The 14276-nt window shown below is 70.0% G+C and carries 10 protein-coding genes; 8 read left to right on the top strand and 2 right to left on the bottom strand.

Translation table 11 applies throughout. From position 1 onward, the window contains the following. Window positions 1-93: 93 nt before the first annotated feature. Window positions 94-756, top strand: coding sequence for an NAD(P)H-binding protein (locus ACS5PM_RS04255; protein ID WP_439385804.1), 663 nt, complete (start codon window positions 94-96; stop codon window positions 754-756). 36 nt (window positions 757-792) lie between these two features. On the opposite strand, the gene ACS5PM_RS04250 is transcribed toward ACS5PM_RS04255, so the two are convergent. Then, window positions 793-4035 (bottom strand): sensor histidine kinase, encoded by a 3243-nt coding sequence (locus tag ACS5PM_RS04250; RefSeq protein WP_439385802.1) that lies wholly within the window; start codon window positions 4033-4035, stop codon window positions 793-795. 263 nt (window positions 4036-4298) lie between these two features. On the opposite strand from ACS5PM_RS04250, the gene ACS5PM_RS04245 reads away from it, so the two are divergent. Then, window positions 4299-5435, top strand: coding sequence for an Lcl C-terminal domain-containing protein (locus ACS5PM_RS04245; protein ID WP_439385800.1), 1137 nt, complete (start codon window positions 4299-4301; stop codon window positions 5433-5435). Window positions 5436-5873: 438 nt separating this feature from the next. Then, a complete protein-coding gene (locus ACS5PM_RS04240) occupies window positions 5874-6308 on the top strand; it encodes a hypothetical protein (RefSeq protein ID WP_439385798.1) in 435 nt (144 codons plus the stop codon). 147 nt (window positions 6309-6455) lie between these two features. On the opposite strand, the gene ACS5PM_RS04235 is transcribed toward ACS5PM_RS04240, so the two are convergent. Further along, window positions 6456-7385 carry a DUF3667 domain-containing protein gene (locus tag ACS5PM_RS04235; RefSeq protein ID WP_439385796.1) on the bottom strand — a complete coding sequence of 310 codons (930 nt, stop codon included), beginning with the start codon at window positions 7383-7385 and terminating at the stop codon, window positions 6456-6458. A gap of 98 nt (window positions 7386-7483) precedes the next feature. On the opposite strand from ACS5PM_RS04235, the gene ACS5PM_RS04230 reads away from it, so the two are divergent. From ACS5PM_RS04230 to ACS5PM_RS04210, 5 genes are all read left to right on the top strand, one after another. Continuing rightward, window positions 7484-8638 carry an EscU/YscU/HrcU family type III secretion system export apparatus switch protein gene (locus tag ACS5PM_RS04230; RefSeq protein WP_439385794.1) on the top strand — a complete coding sequence of 385 codons (1155 nt, stop codon included), beginning with the start codon at window positions 7484-7486 and terminating at the stop codon, window positions 8636-8638. Between the two features lie 380 nt (window positions 8639-9018). Next, a complete protein-coding gene (flhA, locus tag ACS5PM_RS04225) occupies window positions 9019-11112 on the top strand; it encodes a flagellar biosynthesis protein FlhA (RefSeq protein ID WP_439385791.1) in 2094 nt (697 codons plus the stop codon). Then, a complete protein-coding gene (flhF, locus tag ACS5PM_RS04220) occupies window positions 11109-12668 on the top strand; it encodes a flagellar biosynthesis GTPase FlhF (RefSeq protein WP_439385789.1) in 1560 nt (519 codons plus the stop codon). Before flhA ends, flhF begins: the two co-directional genes overlap by 4 nt. Before the next feature lie 14 nt (window positions 12669-12682). Beyond that, window positions 12683-13489, top strand: a complete 807-nt coding sequence (locus tag ACS5PM_RS04215; protein WP_439385787.1) for a MinD/ParA family ATP-binding protein — start codon at window positions 12683-12685, stop codon at window positions 13487-13489. A gap of 16 nt (window positions 13490-13505) precedes the next feature. Beyond that, the gene (locus ACS5PM_RS04210; protein ID WP_439385785.1) at window positions 13506-14219 is read left to right on the top strand and encodes an RNA polymerase sigma factor FliA; all 714 of its coding nucleotides are present in this window, start codon (window positions 13506-13508) and stop codon (window positions 14217-14219) included. Window positions 14220-14276: the final 57 nt, after the last annotated feature.

The following is a 14276-nucleotide window of genomic DNA, read 5'->3' as shown; positions in this document are numbered from 1 at the left end:
ACGGGCCCGGCGAAGTTGCGCGCATGCCTATCGGGCATGGCCGCGCCAACGAAGAGAATCGGTCCATCGCACGGCTGGCCACGAGGAGGCCTCATGGATCGGCGAACCGTCATCGTCGCAGGCGCCACCGGCCTGGTCGGCCACGAGATCCTCCAGCGTCTGCTGGCCGACCCCACGGTCGCCGCGGTGCACTGCCTGGGTCGCAGAAGGCCGCCTCTGCAGCACCCGAAGCTCGCGGCTCTCGTCGTCGATTTCAAGGCCCTGCCTGGCCTGCCCCCGGCCGACGAGGTCTACCTGGCCCTGGGAACCACGATCAAGGTGGCCGGCAGCCAGGCGGCGTTCCGCGCCGTCGACCACGACGCGAACCTGGCCGTGGCCCAGGCGGCACGGGCTGCCGGCGTGAGGAAAGCCGGCCTGGTGAGCGCCATGGGGGCCGACGCCCGTTCGAAGGTCTTCTACAGCCGCGTGAAGGGGGAGCTCGAAGACAAGTTGACGCAGCTGCCCTTCGAAGGCCTGGTCATCGCGCGCCCTTCGCTCCTGGTGGGCCACCGCGAAGCCCTCGGGCAGCCGACCCGGCGCGGGGAGGAATGGGGGTACGCGCTGGGCAAGGCCCTCGGCTTCCTGGTTCCCGCCAACTACAGGCCCATCGACGCGGCCGCTGTGGCCAGCGCCCTGTTGTCCGCGGTCCCGACAGCGAAGGGCCGCCAGGTCTTGCTGTCGGGCGCCATGCAGCGGGATGCGCCCGCGCCCCGCTAGCGCTCGTCGGCGGCGTCGACCAAGCCGCCGCGACGATCAGGCGTCCATGCCTGGCCGATCGGCGTGCTCCGCCGCCGGTCGCGCACGCCAGAAGGCGTCCCACCAGCGCGATGGGCGCGCGTCGCCCAGGTAGGCGTCGCGCCCGGGCACGCGCAGCTCCACCTCGGTGCCGCGACCGGTCGCGCTGCGCACGTCCAGCTGCCCGCCGATGACGGCGGCGCGCTCGCGCATGCCGGGCAACCCGAAGTGGCCCTCCGGCTGCTGGCCCTGCATCGTCGCGGCGGCGATGCCTTTGCCGTCGTCGGCGACGGTCAGCCGGAACTGCCGAGCGCCGTAGTGCAACGTGACGGTGATGTGCCGTGCCTCGGCGTGGTGGAAGCTGTTGCGAAGCGCCTCGCCCGCGATTCGGCACGCCTCTTCGCGCACCAGCGGGTTCAGGTTGCGCGACGCTCCGTCGACCGCGACACCGACCACCGGCGCTTCGGCTCCGGCGTGGCCATTGGTCAGGCCGGAGCCGATGGCGGCGATCGCCTCGGCGAGGTCGTTGACCGTGACGGTGGAGGCGCGCAAGCCCTGCACCGCATCGCGCCCTTCCACGATCGCCGACTCCGCACGGTCAAGGGCGAGCTCGAGCCGCTCCTTGGCCTCGAGCGGGCGCTGCGGCAGGGCGTCGATGGCCGTGCGGAACCACAGCAGCGACGCCTGATACGACTGCAGCAGCGTGTCGTGCAGCTCCCGCGCGATGCGGGCCCGCTCGCCAAGCCGCGCATAGAGTGCGATCTCGTATCGGCGATGCAGCTGGCGCACGCGCAGTCGATACGCCAGCCACAGCGTCGTCAGCAGCACAGTGGCGACGAGGACCCGGAAATACCAGGTCGCATACCAAGGCGGCGGAACGAGGATCCTGAGCGTGCGTTCGCTCCACTCTCCACGGGCACCGCGCGCCTGGACCACGAAGTTGTAGGCGCCCGCCGGCAGCATGGTGTAGGTCGCGCTGCGCCGGGCGCTGTCCGTCTCGTTCCATTTCGTTTCGAAGCCTTCGAGCCGGTAGCGGTAGCGGGTGCGCGCCGGATCGGCATAGTTCAGGGCGGCGAAGTCGAAGGACACGATGGTGCGCGATTCCAGCTTCAGCGAGGCAGCGGACCAGATCGGCTGCTCCAGCGGTGCGGTTCCTGTCGACACCGGCTCGCCGAACAAGCGGAAGTCGGTCAGGAACACCGGCAGGGCCGGCTTGCGCTCCACCACCTGCCCCGGGAAGAACGCCACCAGCCCCTTCTGCGAGCCGAAGAACATCTCCCCGCTCGAGCTCCTGGCGGCGACCACCGGCGCGGCGAAGCGATCGGTCAGCAAACCATCCGACGCGTGGTAGTTGGTGAAGATCCCGGTGCGCGGATCGAACCGCGACAGCCCGTTCGGGGTGCTGACCCACAGGTGTCCGTCGTCTTCTTCGAGGATGCCGTACACCGTATCGGCGGCAAGCCCCGACCTCGAGTCGAAAGACGTGAACTTCGCGTTGCGAGGATCGAACCTGCCCAGCCCGCGGAACGTTGCGGCCCAGACCATCCCCGCGCGGTCGACGTGGACCGAGTTGACCCGGTTGTGGCCGGGGGGATGGGCGGCACGGAGCTCGGCGTCGAAGACCTTGAAGGTGCCCGTGCCCGGGTCGAAACGGTGCAAGCCGTGCGAGGAAGTCGCCAGCCACAGCGCACCGCTCGCGTCCTCCGAGATCGAGCGGTACTGGACCAGGCTCTTGGGCTGCGGGCTGAAGGTCGAGAAGTCCTGCGTCTGCGGCTCCCAGCGGCTGAGGCCGAAATCCGTCGCGACCCAGAGGCTGCCGCCGCGATCGACCCGAAGGGCGGTGACCCGGCCATGGTTCAGCGATCGCGGCTCGGCGGCATCGCGGGTGAAGGTCGTGTAGCTGCCCGAGGCGGGATCGAAGCGGACGACACCGTTGCCGTTCGTGCCGAACCAGAGCTGGCCGGCGCGGTCCTTCGCGATCGCGCTGACGCCTCGTGCGAAGGCCGGCTGGTCGATCTGCGTGACCTGGTCCGTCGCGCGGTCCACACGGTTCAGGCCGCGGTCCGTGCCTATCCAGAGCGTGTCGGCGTCTTCGGCGAAAGCCGCGGTCACCGCGCCTTTGCCGAGGCTCTGCGGCCCCGCCTGCTGGTGGCGGTACGAGCGGAAACGCGCCGCCTGGGTCTCGAAGCGGTAGACGGCCCCGGCCTTCGTCGTCGACCAGAAGCTCTCGTCGCGGTCCCTGAACAGGCTGATGACGAGGTCGCCGCGCAGGCCGTCGGGATCGTCGGGGTTGCTCTGGTACCAGACCGCCTGCGTGCGGTCCGGCGTCAACTTCACCAGGCCGAGCTTGTCGGTGCCGAGCCAGAGCGCCCGCTCGCGATCCTCCTGGATCGACACGACGCCGGAGGACGCGTTCGGCGGCAACGTGCCGTCGCGGAACGCATAGACCGTGACCTCGCCGCTGGCGACGTCGACCGAGGCCAGGTCGCCTCCTGAGGACAGGCCGAACCACAGCGTTCCGCTGCTGTCCTGGAACGGCTTCGAAGGAAAGCCCATGCAGGTGAGCTTGCGGCCGGAGGACGTCTCGAGCTTGAGGTGGCGGGTGACCTTGCCCGTGCGCCTGTCGAGCTGGTAGAGGCCCTCGCTGCTGGTGACCCACAGGGTGCCGTCGCGCACCGGAAGCATCGCGATGACACGCGTCTCGCCGACCCCGGGCGTGTAGCGCGGCCGATGGCAGGTCGTCTTCGACGTGGCCGGATCCAGGGCCGTCAACCCGTCGTCCGTCGCGAGCCAGACCACCCCGTCCGTGTCCTCGACGATGTCGTGCGCGATCGCGACGGTGCCGCAGGCCTCGTTGGGCGAGCGGTATTGCGAGAAGCTGCCGGTCGAAGGGTCGTACCTGCTGAGCGAGTCGTCCCCGCCAATCCACAGCCGGCCCGCGCGGTCCGTCGCCAGCGAGTGGCCGATCATGAAGCCCACGCTGTTCGCGCTCGGCCCATCCGGCACCTTCATGAAGCCGTAGCCGTCGTAGCGGCGCAAGCCGTCCGCAGCGCTCAGCCAGAGAAACCCGTACCGGTCCTGCACTATGCGTTGCACCGGCAGAGGCGGGGCTGGCGACGGCAACCGGTGAAACTGGATCGGGGCGCCCGCGACGAGGGGCACTTCGGCGACGCGGATGTCCTGCGCATGAGCGAGCCCGCTGGTCGCCAGCGCTGCGAGAGCGAAGGACAGTGCAACGAGGTGATCGCTCCACCTCTTCATGCGCGACGGACCTCTCCGGTGACTCGGATGTGCGCTGACCAGCACGACCACCGCCCTCGCAGCATGGGGAAGGAAATTCTATGCCGCGGCAGGCCGCCTTGGCCGGATCAAGCGCCCGCCTGAGAAAGGCGCCGCGGCGCCATGTGGTGCAGCAAGTCACACCCCGAGGCGCAACCCCCTGCTGAGCTAGGGGGCTGGCGGGCTGGTGCGGTGGCGGGGGCCGGACATACTGCCGCCCATCCCGAAGCCCGCAGGAGTCGCGCATGCCGCCAGTCGATCGCTGCCTGTCCGTGTCATTGCTGCTCGCTGCCGTGCCCGCGCTGGCCCTGGCCGCCGGCGCTGAGACAACAGCCGGCCGCCAGCCGCGGCTGGACGACACCGGCCTGACGCAGTGCGTGGTGTACGACGAGCAGCGTGGCTACATCTTCACGCCCGATTGCCAGGGCACCGGCCAGGATGGCGAATTCGGCCGTGATGCCATCGCCTCGCACGATGGCAACGGCCGCGCCGGCTTCAGCTTCGAGAAGATCGGGGCGGACGGCGAGGTGCTCCCGCACAGCGCCACCGCCTGGTCCTGCGTACGCGACAAGGTTACCGGGGCGATGTGGGAGGTCAAGACCGATGACGGCGGCCCGCGCGACGGCCGGGCTCGCTTCAAGAACCGTGGCAATGGCTTGCCCGGCGATGCCAGCTACTACGTCCAATCGATTAACGCGACCGGGCTGTGCGGAGCGTCCGATTGGCGCCTGCCCACGCGTGTCGAGATGGAAAGCCTGGTCGATTTCAGCGTGGGCGAGGGCGGGCCGATGATCGACGGCCGCTGGTTCCCGAACTCGGCCGCCGCCCTGCACTGGACGGCCAGCAGCGCCAAGGTCAACGGCGGCAGCTCGGCCTACCGCTGGGCGGTGAACTTCTACAACGGCCAGACGATCTGGCACGGCGGCCAGTACGGCGAGTTCGCGGTGCGGCTGGTGCGCGAGGGACGCACGCCGCCGGCGCACCGCTGGGTCGCCAACGGCGGCGAGGTGCTGGACAAGTCCACCCACCTGGTCTGGCGGCGCTGCGCCGAGGGCCAGGCGTGGAACGGCAGCACCTGCGACGGCGCACCGGCGACCTTCCTGACCGTGGGCGAGGCCGTCGAGCACGCCAAGGCGCAGGCGCTGTCGAGCGGCAAGGCCTGGCGCACGCCCAACATCAAGGAGCTGTCCAGCCTGGCCGACACCGACGTGCGCCTGCCGGCCGTCGACCGCGGCGCCTTCCCGGGCTTCCAGATCGGCGCCTTCCACACCGGCACGCACTGGACCGGCAACCCGGTCTACAGCTGGCGTGTCTCGTTCGACGAAGGCGTGGTCGAGGTGGACTTCTGGGGCGGCAAGCTGCTGCTGGTGCGGAATGAATGAAGCCCCCACGGCCCCTTGCCAGGGGCCGCCTTGCAGGCCGCGCCGGGCCAGTGGCCCGGCCCCTCGCCAGGCACGAACAGTCCACTGAACTGTTCATGTCCGGGCGAGGCCCCCCAGGGGGGCTCGCGCAGCGGACCGGAGGGATGGGGCCCCCACGGCCCCTTGCCAGGGGCCTGCCCCCCCAGGGGGCTCGCGCAGCGGACCGGAGGGATGGGGCCCCTACGGCCCCTTGCCAGGGGCCTGCCCCCCAAGGGGGCTCGCGCAGCGGACCGGCAGAGCCGGATCCGCGCACGCCCTGGTAGGGAGCGGCGCTGCGCGCGCTCGGGGGGCAGCGTCTTCTAGGGAAAACCCAGAGTCCTGCGGCGGGGCGCCGCGCGGGGGCGGCGGGAACTGGCGGCATACTTCCGCCGCCTCATCCCGAGCCATGAAAAGGACCCCATGAAGATCCGCTTCGCCTGCCTCGTCGCGGCCCCGCTGCTCGCGCTGGCCGCCACCGCTCAAGCCGCCGACCCGGTGTACAAGACCCTGGACCATTCCACCGATGGCCTGATCGACAAGGCCGCCGCCCAGGGCGTCTGGACCGAGGCTCTCGCCGGCAAGACCGCCCGGCTCGACCGCCTCTATCCGGTCCGCCGCTGGGGATTCGTCAGCCAGGTCGAGGGCGGCTTCAACCAGGCCAAGACCTGCGTGATCACCGCCCGCGCGATGATGCTGCCGCTCACCGCCACCGGCCGCTCGCTCGTCTTCAAGCCCAACAAGACCGCCACCGCCTTCGACGCCCTGCCCAACGCCACGCGCGAGCAGTGCAACGACCTCGCCAAGGCCAAGCTGAAGGAAGCCGTCCAGGGCGTCCTCTCCAGCCTCGCCCAATAGCAATGCCCCCACGGCCCCTGCCGGGGCCTGCCCCCCGGGGGGGCTCGCGCAGCGGACCGGCAAAGCCGGATCCGCGCACGCCCTGGTAGGGAGCGGCGCTGCGCGCGCTCGGGGTCCCGGGCGGCCCGGGCAGGGGCCGTGGGAGTTCTACGTCATAAAGGCCCAGATCGCCACGACGGCCATGGCCATCACCATGGCCACGAAGTAGAGGAAGCCCAGGGTCATCACGCGCAGCGTGGTGGCCCACCAGCGGCCGCCGTAGACCTTCTGCAGGGCCATGACGGAGTAGACCGGCATCGCGAGGATCGCCAGGTCGTGCACCCACCCGATGTCGGCCAGCTGCACGATCACCATCGCGAAGATGAAGGCGTGCAGGTGCAGCGCGAACACCAGGTGCTCGGACCAGCGCATCCGGCGGCTGCGGTAGACCAGCTTCAGCAGCAGCGCGTAGATCGGCAGCAGGGCGAACATCGCGCTGCCCCAGTGCCGGACGAAGCGCTCGGGCACCTGGCGCATCTCGCGCTCCAGGCCCTTCGCGTCGAGCGAGAAGCGCTCCCTGCCGCGTTCGCACCATGATTCGGGCAGGCCCTTGCAGACGAACTTCCCGTCCTGCACACGGGCGACGATGCTGCCCATGTCCATCACCGTGAAGTCGTCCTTGGCGCCGCCATCGAGCTGGATCAGCGGCCTGTCGGGCGGCGGCCGCACGGCGCCGGACCACTGCAGCGCCAGCAGCGCCACCACGCTGATCGTCAAGTACAGCCGCAGCGGCAGCACGTAGCGCCGCTTGCGGCCGGCAAAGTACTCCTTCGTCAGGCGGCCCGGGCGAAACAGCAGCAGCAGCAAGGTGCGCCACAGCGCTCCTTCCATCGCGATGTAGCTGCCGCCGAACTGCTGCAGGAACTCGCCGACGGTCGGTGGCTTGAGGTGCGTCTCCTGCCCGCAGTGGCCGCAGTAGTTGGGCCGCGGATGAGGCAGCGGCGCTCCGCAATTGCGGCAGGCCTCGGGAGGCAGCACCTCGACCTGCGCCCTCGTGACGCCGGGCTCTGGAGTGGGGACGATGGTCACGGCGCTCACGGCTGCGGATTATTGCGGCGCCGGATCGCAAATGGCCGTGAATCAGCCGGCTTTTCCCGCTCAAGTCCGCCAGCCCGCCCGGCACCATGCCTGTCGACATGGCCGACTCCGCCCAGGACCGCAACTTACCCGCCTCAGAGCGGAAGAAAGCCCGTGCCCGCGAGGACGGGCAGATCCCGCGTTCCCGCGACCTGGCCCACTTCACAGCGCTGGCCACCGGCGGCGCGCTGCTGATGGCCGCGGCCCGGCCCCTGTCGGGCTGGATGCAGAACCTGCTGGCCTCGGGCCTGCGCTTCGACCACGAGACCATCGCCAATCCCGAGATGATGGGCCGGCAGTTCTGGGCCCTGCTCCTGCAAGGCCTGCTGGTCGTCATCCCGATGGGGGTGATCATGGCCGGCGTGGCAGTACTCGCAGCGGTGATGGGAGGCGGCTGGAGCATGAGCTTCAAGGCCCTGAAGCCCAATTTCGGCCGCTTCAACCCCATCTCCGGCATAGGTCGCATGTTCGCGCGCCAGCACCTGATCGACCTGGCCAAGATGGTCCTGCTGGCGCTGATCATCGGGGCGGTCGGCGTGGCCTACCTGAAGTCGCAATGGCAGGGCCTCGCCCAACTGCTCGCCATGCCGCTGCCCGAGGGCATCGCGACCCTGTCGGGCACCATCGCCAGCGGCTTCGGATTGATGCTGCTGGTCGTCGGCGGCTGGGCGCTCATCGACGTGCCCCTGCAACGCCACCTGTGGCTGGAGCGCCTGAAGATGACCCGCGAGGAAGCGCGGCAGGAACACAAGGACGCCGAGGGCAACGTCGAGGTCAAGGGCAAGATCAAGGCGCGCATGCGCGAGATGGGCCGCAAGCGCATGCTGGCCGCCGTGCCCCAGGCCGACCTGGTGGTGATGAACCCGACCCACTACGCCGTCGCCCTGAAGTACGACGACACCAGGATGGGCGCGCCTCGGGTGGTGGCCAAGGGCACCGACCTGCTGGCGCTCAAGATCCGCGACCTCGCTCGCGAATCCAAGGTGCCCGTCCTGCAGGCACCGCCGCTGGCGCGCGCGCTGTATGCGCACTGCGAGCTGGACGCCGAGGTCCCCGCCAATCTTTTCGCCGCCGTGGCGCAGGTGCTGGCCTGGGTGTATGCGCTTCGCCGCTCGCCGAACGCGGCCATCGCCGATCCCCAGGTCCACGTGCCCGACGAACTCGACCCGCACTCCTCCGCCTTCCAGGCCAAGGGTCGCCGGCCGCCCCCCTGACGGCGTCTCGCCGTGACGTCCGACACGGGGCACGCGTAGCGTCGCCCCCTCCATGGGCGTGCGCGGATCCGGCTTTGCCGGTCAGCTGCGCGAGCCCCCTTGGGGGGCAGGCCCCTGGCAAGGGGCCGTGGGGGCACCATTCCGCCGGTCCGCTGCGCGAGCCCCCTCGGGCGGCCTCGCCCGGACATGAACAGTCCAGTGGACTGTTCGTGCCTGGCGAGGGGCCGGGCCGCTGGCACGGCGCGGCCTGCAAGGCGCCCCTGGCAAGGGGCGTGGGGGCCTCATGAAGACAGCCGCTTTCACGGCGCTTTTCCGGCTCAAGTTTTCCGGCCGGCCGGGCAACATCCGTTCACAAGATCCCTCGCCTCCATCAAGCCCCGATGAACACCCTTCAACAGCAACTGCAAGCCCTGTTCGGCCAGCAGAACGCCGTCATGGCGAAGGCCCTGATGGCACCGCTGTTCATCGTGATGGTCCTGTCGATGATGGTGCTGCCGCTGCCGCCCTTCGCGCTGGACCTGTTCTTCACCTTCAACATCGCGATGTCGCTGATGGTCATGCTGGTCGCGGCCAACATGATCAAGCCGCTGGACTTCGCGGCCTTCCCGACCGTGCTGCTGGTGACCACGCTGCTGCGCCTGTCGCTGAACGTGGCCTCCACCCGTGTCGTGCTGATCGAGGGCCACACCGGCCCGGGCGCGGCGGGCAAGGTGATCGAGGCCTTCGGCCACTTCCTGATCGGCGGCAACTTCGCGGTCGGCCTGATCGTGTTCGCGATCCTGGTCGTCATCAACTTCATCGTGATCACCAAGGGCGCCGAGCGCATCGCCGAGGTCGGCGCGCGCTTCACCCTCGATGCGATGCCCGGCAAGCAGATGGCGATCGACGCCGACCTGAACGCCGGCCTGATCGACGAGGCGACGGCCAAGAAGCGCCGCTCGGAAGTGGGCGAGGAGGCCGACTTCTTCGGCTCCATGGACGGTGCCTCGAAGTTCGTGCGCGGCGATGCCGTCGCCGGCATGCTGATCTTGCTGATCAACGTGGTCGGCGGCTTCATCATCGGCGTGGCCCAGCACGACCTGTCGGCCGGAGACGCCGCCAGCACCTACATCCTGCTGGCCGTCGGCGACGCGCTGGTCGCACAGATCCCCGGCCTGCTGATCTCGGTGGCTGCGGCGATGGTGGTCTCGCGCGTGGGCTCCGAGCACGACATCGGCCACCAGATCCGCACCCAGGTCTTCAACTCGCCGCGCGCGCTGGGCCTGACGGCCGGCATCCTGGGCCTGCTGGGCCTGGTGCCCGGCATGCCGCACCTGGTCTTCCTGCTGATGAGCGGCGTGATCGGCTACTACGCCTGGTGGCTGACCAAGCGCGCGAAGGCCGAGGCCGCACGTCCGAAGACCGATGCCTCGCAGCCGGCCCCGGCCGCCAATGCCGAAGCCACCTGGGACGACCTGCAGCCGGTCGACACGCTCGGCCTCGAAGTGGGCTACCGCCTCATCGCACTGGTCGACAAGGACCGCAAGGGCGACCTGCTGGCGCGCATCAAGGGCATCCGCAAGAAGTTCGCCCAGGAAGTCGGCTTCCTGCCGCCCTCGGTGCACATCCGCGACAACCTGGACCTCAAGCCCAGCATGTACCGCGTGAGCCTTCGCGGCGCGGTGGTGGGCGAAGGCGAGGCCTTCCCGGGCATGCACCTGGCGATCAATCCGGGCGGCTCGGTCCCTCAACTGCCTGGCACCAAGACCATAGACCCGGCCTTCGGCCTGCCCGCCGTGTGGATCGAGGAGCGCCACCGCGAGCAGGCCCAATTGAATGGCTATACGGTCGTTGATTGCTCGACCGTCGTGGCGACCCACCTTTCACACTTGATGCAAGTAAATGCAGCCAAGTTGCTGGGCCGAGTGGAGACCCAGGCGCTGGTCGAGCATGTGACGAAACTCGCCCCCAAACTCATAGAAGACGTGGTCCCCAAGATGGTCGGCATCGCGACGTTCCAGAAGGTCCTGCAGCTGCTGCTGGACGAGGGCGTTCACATCCGCGACTACCGCTCGATCATCGAATGCCTGGCCGAGCACGCCTCCATGGTGACCGACCCGGCCGAACTGGCCCGCCGCATCCGCATCCACCTGGCCCCGGCCATCGTCCAGCAGATCTACGGCCCGGCCAAGGAGCTGGACGTGATCGCGCTGGAGCCCGAACTCGAGCGCCTCGTCAACCAGGCCCTGAACTCGCCGCACGGCGCGGTGCTGGACCCGGGCGTCGCCGAGGCCCTGACCAAGCAGGCCGCCGACAGCGTGCGCAAGCAGGAGAACCTCGGCGTGCCCGCCTGCCTGCTGGTGCCCGATGCCCTGCGCGCCCCCCTGGCCCGGCTTCTGAAGCGCGCCGCCCCTCGGCTGAAGGTGCTGGCGCACAGCGAGATTCCTGAGACCCACTCGATCCGGATCGGCTCGATCATTGGAGCAACGTCGTGAACGTCAAACGCTTTACCGCCCGCACCTCTCGCGAAGCGTTCGCACTCGTTCGCCACGCTTTCGGCGAAGACGCCGTGGTGCTGTCGACCAAGCCCTCGGCCGAAGGCGTCGAAGTGCTCGCGATGGCGCCGGATTCGATGGAGCAGATCGAGCGTGTGGCCGAGGCCGCGCCACAGGCCGCCGCCCCGCGCGCCGCCGCCAGCCGCGAGAGCCTGTCGGCCCGCGTCGAGCGTCAGACCGCCCAGCCTGCTGCCGCCGGCCGCCGCGCGACCATGCCCGAAGTCCAGGAGGACGTCGAACAGATGGCCATGAGCACCCTGTCGTTCCAGGACTACGTCCGCGAACGCATGCTCAAGCGCCGCCAGGCCGCCCTGGGCCAGGACGAGATGGGTGCCCACATCCTGCCGGCCGAAGCGCCCGCTCCCCGCCCCGCCCCGCGCGCCGCCGTGGCCGAGCCGGCCCTGGCCCGCCGCGCGCTGCCCCGCGCCGAGGACACCCGCCCCGAGCCGCGTGCCGACTCGCGCGCAGAACCGCGTGATTTCGCCGCCGCCATGCCCAGCCTCTCGACCGTGCCCGAAGACATCCCCGCGCCGGCCGCCAGCCGCCGCGACCAGCAGGACATGATGAGCGAGCTGCGCTCGATGAAGGGCCTGATCGAGGAGCGCTTCGGCGCCCTGGCCTTCATGGAGAAACTGCAGCGGCAGCCCCGCCAGGCCCAGCTCGCGCAGAAGCTGCTCGACGCCGGCTTCTCGCCCGGCCTGATCCGCAAGCTGGCCGACGCTTTGCCCGCCAGCGCCGCCGACGAGACCGCCTGGGCCACCGGCGTGCTGGAGCGCAACCTGCATGCCGGCGACCAGGAGCCCGCGCTGGAAGAGCAAGGCGGCGTCTTCGCGCTGATCGGCTCGACTGGTGTCGGCAAGACCACCAGCACCGCCAAGCTGGCCGCCGCCTTCGCCACCCAGTACGGCGCCGCCAACCTCGGCCTGATCACGCTGGATGCCTACCGCGTCGGCGCCCACGAGCAGCTGCGCGCCTACGGCCGCATCCTCGGCGTGCCGGTGCACACCGCCCACGACCGCGCCTCGCTGGAGGACCTGCTCGAGCTGCTGGCCGGCAAGAAGATGGTGCTCATCGACACCGCCGGCATGGCCCAGCGCGACAGCCGCTGCCGCGAGCTGCTGGACATGCTCTCGCACCGCTCCATCCAGCGCATCCTCGTCGTCGATGCCTCGGCCCAGGGCGAGACCATCGACGAGGTCATCACCAGCTGGCGCGCCGCCCAGTGCAAGGGCGTGGTGCTCAGCAAGATCGACGAGGCCGTCAAGCTGGCCCCGGCGCTCGACGCGCTGATCCGCCACAAGCTCAAGGTGCTCGGCGTGGCCAACGGCCAGCGCGTGCCCGAAGACTGGCACCGCCTGTCGGCCCAGGCCATGGTGCAGCGCGCGCTCCGCGCCAGCAGCAACCCGACCTGGAAGCTCGAAGCCGACGACGTCCAGCTGGTCTTCGCCACCGCGCCGCGCGGCGGCCGCTCCAGCGCCTCGTCGCTGCACATCTGAACGAGCTCTTCGCCATGCCTGTCCAGATTCCCAGCGTCGACGAATGGTCCTCCACCGGCCACGGCCCGATGGACCAGGCCGAGGGCCTGCGCAGGCTCTTCGCCTCCGGCCGCCGCCAGCGCCTGGTGCCTGTCGCCTTCAACGCCCACGTCGATTGCACGCCCATCCTGCTGGAGCGCCTGGCCGGTGCCCTGCACGAGCTGGGCGCCCACACCCTGGTCGTCGATGCGGCGGACAGTGCGCCGCGCGCCAACGCGATGGCCGAGATCGACCTGACCGCCGCCATCGAATCGCTGGGTGAACGCATGAGCTACCTGGCCGCCCGTGGCCTGCCGCTTCGCCACGTCAACACGCGCGGCTCGTGCGAGGCCTGGCTGAGCGCGGTCGAGACCGCCGCGCCCCAGGCCGACGTGATCCTGCTGCACGCCAACCCGCGCGACCTGGTCCGCCTGCTCGGCCGGCGCGAGGTGCGGCCGGTGCTCGTCACCTCGCTCGACCCGGCGAGCCTCACCGATGCCTACACCTCGATGAAGCTGCTCGCGCAGCGATCGAACCTGATGACCTTCGACCTGCTGACCGGCATGGCCGGCGCGCCCAAGGCCGCGCAGCGCATCGCCGAGCGGCTGGCGAGCTGCGCCGACAGCTTCCTCGGGGCCGTGGTGCGCGAGGCCGTCTGGCTCGACAAGCGCGACCCCGCCGACTCGCCCGCCACGCCCGCGCTCGCGCGCCTGGCCGCCAACCAGTTGCTGGACCCCGAAGCGCCCGACACCGGCTTCGGCCTCGCCCCCCTGGGCGTGGCCCACGACCAACACGCCTACTGATTCCCCGGAGACCGCTATGTACACCGCCACCGGCCGCCTCGACGCCAATGCGATGCTCAAGCAGTACAGCCCTCTCGTGCGCCGCCTGGCCCACCAGATGATCGCCAAGTTGCCTGCCAACGTCGAGATCGACGACCTGATCCAGGTCGGCATGATCGGGCTGCACGACGCCTTCGGCCGCTTCGACACCGAGCAGGGCGTGCAGTTCGAGACCTTCGCCACCCAGCGCATCCGCGGCGCCATGCTGGACGAGTTGCGCGGCAGCGACTGGATGAGCCGCGGCAACCGCCGCCAGCAGCGCGAGATCGAGGCCGCCGTGCACAAGCTCGAGCAGCAGTTCGGCCGCGCCCCGCAGGAAAGCGAGATCGCCAGGGAGATGGGCGTCAGCCTGACCGAATACCAGGACACCCTGACCAAGGTGCGCGGCACCCAGCTCGTCTACCTGGAGGACATGTCGGGCGACGAAGGTGGCGACGAGTTCCTCGACCGCCACGTCGCCAACGAGGACGTCAACCCGCTGTCGCAACTGCAGGACCACCGCATGCGCCAGGCGCTGGTCGAGGCCATCAAGAAGCTGCCCGAGCGCGAGCAGTACGTGATGAGCATGTACTACGAGCACGACATGAACCTGAAGGAGATCGCGGCCGTGCTGGGCGTGACCGAGTCGCGCGTGTGCCAGCTGCACAGCCAGTCGATCGCGCGGCTGCGCGTGAAGCTGCGCGAGTGGTGAGCCGGGCTCGCCGCTGAACGGATGACGCCTCCCTCGGGAGGCGTTTTTCATGGGCGG

Origin of the sequence: Ideonella flava (assembly GCF_051857595.1) — a bacterium.
Lineage (GTDB): Bacteria > Pseudomonadota > Gammaproteobacteria > Burkholderiales > Burkholderiaceae_C > Ideonella.
The sequence above is the reverse complement of the archived record's forward strand: the minus strand, read 5'-3'. Positions and strand labels throughout refer to the sequence as shown.

Coding starts and splice junctions, on each gene's coding strand:
- ACS5PM_RS04255 (WP_439385804.1), top strand. CDS start 94: ATGGATCGGCGAACCGTCATCGTCGCAGGCGCCACCGGCCTGGTCGGC.
- ACS5PM_RS04250 (WP_439385802.1), bottom strand. CDS start 4,035: ATGAAGAGGTGGAGCGATCACCTCGTTGCACTGTCCTTCGCTCTCGCA.
- ACS5PM_RS04245 (WP_439385800.1), top strand. CDS start 4,299: ATGCCGCCAGTCGATCGCTGCCTGTCCGTGTCATTGCTGCTCGCTGCC.
- ACS5PM_RS04240 (WP_439385798.1), top strand. CDS start 5,874: ATGAAGATCCGCTTCGCCTGCCTCGTCGCGGCCCCGCTGCTCGCGCTG.
- ACS5PM_RS04230 (WP_439385794.1), top strand. CDS start 7,484: ATGGCCGACTCCGCCCAGGACCGCAACTTACCCGCCTCAGAGCGGAAG.
- flhA (WP_439385791.1), top strand. CDS start 9,019: ATGAACACCCTTCAACAGCAACTGCAAGCCCTGTTCGGCCAGCAGAAC.
- ACS5PM_RS04215 (WP_439385787.1), top strand. CDS start 12,683: ATGCCTGTCCAGATTCCCAGCGTCGACGAATGGTCCTCCACCGGCCAC.
- ACS5PM_RS04210 (WP_439385785.1), top strand. CDS start 13,506: ATGTACACCGCCACCGGCCGCCTCGACGCCAATGCGATGCTCAAGCAG.